Source organism: Mesorhizobium sp. M7A.F.Ca.CA.003.01.2.1 (genome assembly GCF_003998945.1).
GTDB classification, from domain to species: Bacteria; Pseudomonadota; Alphaproteobacteria; order Rhizobiales; family Rhizobiaceae; genus Mesorhizobium; species Mesorhizobium ciceri.
The window spans coordinates 1-3,028 of the sequence record NZ_RZRA01000716.1; the positions used below are offsets into that span (position 1 = coordinate 1).

At 56.3% G+C, this 3,028-nt stretch carries 2 protein-coding genes; both read left to right on the top strand.

Features of this window, described 5'->3' with window-relative positions; genetic code table 11:
• The coding region (locus EN969_RS24240) for an RHS repeat-associated core domain-containing protein (protein WP_206525220.1) at positions 1 to 2,100 on the top strand (2,100 nt) is incomplete at its 5' end.
• Between the two features lie 109 nt (positions 2,101 to 2,209).
• Entirely contained in the window at positions 2,210 to 2,719 is a 510-nt protein-coding gene (locus EN969_RS24245; RefSeq protein ID WP_063168157.1) for a sel1 repeat family protein, read from the top strand.
• Positions 2,720 to 3,028 lie beyond the last annotated feature (309 nt).

Consider the following 3,028-nt stretch of genomic DNA (forward strand, 5'->3'; position numbering starts at 1 on the left):
GCATGGACGACACACGGCGATATCGCCGCCATTGTCCGCGACGTCGGTGGCCTCAATCTGCTGGAGGGCCGCAGCTACGACCTGCTCGGCCGGCTGATCGGCGTCACCGATCCCGGCGGTTCGAGCTGGAGCTACAGCTACGATCTGCTCGGCAACCGGCTGTCGGCGTCAGATCCCGATCTCGGCACCTGGACCTATGTCTATGACGCCGCCAACCGCCTTATCAGCCAGACCGACGCCCGAGGCACGGTCACAACGCTCGCCTACGACCAGATGGACCGGCTGACGCTGAAGACGGCAACGGCAGCAGGCGGCAGCCCGGTGACGCTGACCCAGAACACCTACGACCAGGCGGCGTCGGGTTACTACAACATCGGCCAGCTGACCCGCTCGGAAAACGCGGCTGCCGTCCAGCTCTACAATTATGACGGCCTCGGCAAGGTTGCTCGCCAGGATGCCACGATCGCGGGGATCACCAACTATACGTTCAACGTCCACGACGGCTCCGGCCAGAACGTATATGTCCAGTACTTTCCTGTTCAGCTCGACTTCGGTTCGAACGCGAACCGCCTGCAATACACCGCCGGCAACAAGCTCGCCTCCGCCCCCGGCTTCATCACCTCGACCATTTACGAGGCCGATGGCCAGACCAAGGAGATCACCTATTCGAACGGTGTGAAGACCTCGTTCACCTATTCGCCGACGCGGCGCTGGCTGACGCGTGTCACCACGGCACGAGGCGCCACCATCCTGCTCGACGATCAGTACGCGCGTGACAGCCTTGGCCGCATCACCGGCACCACGGGGCTGACGGCTTCGGACAGCTGGACCTATGGCTATGACAATGCCGACCGGCTGACGGCAAGCAGCAATCTGGGCAACACCGCGCTCAGCGAAAGCTTTGTCTATGCCGCCAACGACAATCTGACCTCGCGTACCCGTGTCGCCGGCACCTATATCTATCCCGCGGCAAGTGCTGCTCGTCCGCATGCGCCAACCTCGGTCGGCGCCAATGCTATGGCCTATGATGCCAATGGCAACCTCACCTCCGATGGCAGCCGCACACTGGTCTGGGACGAGGCCAACCGGCTGAAGACGGTCACGCTGGCCTCCAACACTGTCAATCTCGCTTATGGACCCGACGGAGCGCGCGCGAAAAAATCCTCGAGCTTCGCCACCACACTCTATCCCGATGCCAATGTCGAGATCGACCCGGCGACCCCGGGCGCGGAGATCTACACCAGGTATCCGCATCCCGACATCAAAGTGACGGGCACGACAAAGGCCTTCCTGCATCGTGATCACCTGGCCTCGGTGCGCATGGTCACCGACAGCACCAGCGCCATCGTCGAGCAGACCAACTACGCCACCTATGGCGAGCGCCTCAACACAGGCTTCCAGACCCAGAAGAGCTACATCGGCGAACGCTTCGATCCCGAGACCGGGCTGCTGTATCTCAATGCGCGGTACATGGATCCCGTGCTGGGAAGGTTCATCTCGCCAGATGATTGGGATCCGACAAAGCAGGGCGTGGGGACCAACCGCTATGTATATGCCCAGAACGATCCGGTGAATAAAGCAGACAACAATGGACATTCGGCGCGGTCAGCCGACGACAGCGCGGCCGGATTGGCCAATGCTGCCAGAGAAGGTGGCGGCTCGGTTGGCACCGCTGAAGCGTCTGGCAGCCACGCCATCTCCCAATCAGCGGGGCCGGCGGTAAAGGAGTTGGGCCTTTCTGTTGACAAGAAAAAGTGCGATGGGTGTAAGCAAATAGCCGCCAGTAAATTCGATTTTGTTCGAAACCTCGTCGGCTTTGCCATGGATGTTATGACTAGCTTTACGGATCCAAACAAAGCGCCGTCGGTTAACGATCCCAAACCTCCAGTGAGGCAGATGGAGTCTGTAAAGAAGGCTCCAACCCCAACTGATCCGCCAAGTGCATCACCACCAGATGATCTGCCGCCAGGTCCGCCGACAAAGCCATCGAAGCCGCCGGGTGCTCCTCTTGGAACTCCTGTTATCGGGATCCCAATGGGGATTGTGCATGACTTTATGAGGGACCCGCGCGGGCTTACAGATCGAGATTTCAGGTTATGATGATAGAGTGAGTGATTGACTTTAGAATGGACCGGCTCTCGAAAAGAGCCCATGTGCCGAGGACTAGGCGCACCAGTCGTCGGATGGATGCATAGACGGGAAACGTCACATGGACCAAGTCACTGCTGAAGAGCGACAGAGATGGATTGAGTACTTCATCCCATTGGCCGAGCAAGGAGATCCAGATGCGCAGTTAGCCGTTGGTATTGGCTATGCTAACGGGGTGATGGTAGAAAAAGACCTAATGTTAGCGGAGCTCTGGCTCCGTCGCGCTGAAGAGAAAAAGGGCGAAGAAGCGACCTTCGTTCTCATAAAAACATTTTCCAGGGAAGAATCGCCCAAGACTCTCGATATTTTTGCAGAAAAAGCGGAGTGGGAGCTTGGCGCAATTTACCTTATATGTGGAAGATATTTAATGAGAAACGGCGATGTGAAACGGGGAAGGCTTCTTTTGAAGAAAGGATGGGAAAAAGGAAATATTATTGCCGGTATTTCATTTATTTCGTCGGGCTACGGCAAGCCTTGGAGATTTTTTTTGCTGCCTGTGGTGCTACCACTTTTGATTGAAAGCGTAATAGTAAAAGCTAAAGATCAGGCGGACGAGAGGATTTTGGAGTGATGCAAGGCTAATAGTTATCTAGGCTATATTGGCACGGGGCGATCAATGTGTAGAGCCAGCCATTGTGCTTAATTCCTATATTTGTACAGGGAACGGTCTCTCATGGCTCGTTTTCCGCTATTGTTAATCCTGCTTGCGCAGCCATCTGCCAAGACATTGTTAGGCCTCACACAAGTTCTCCTGTAGAGAACCGCTACTCCAGTTACGATGGATCAAAGGGCGTTCATTGGACACACACCGATCCAAAAACTGGGAAGAAGCAAGAAATCGCGATAGGCATCGGGGAAGACATCAACGCCGATTTTGATC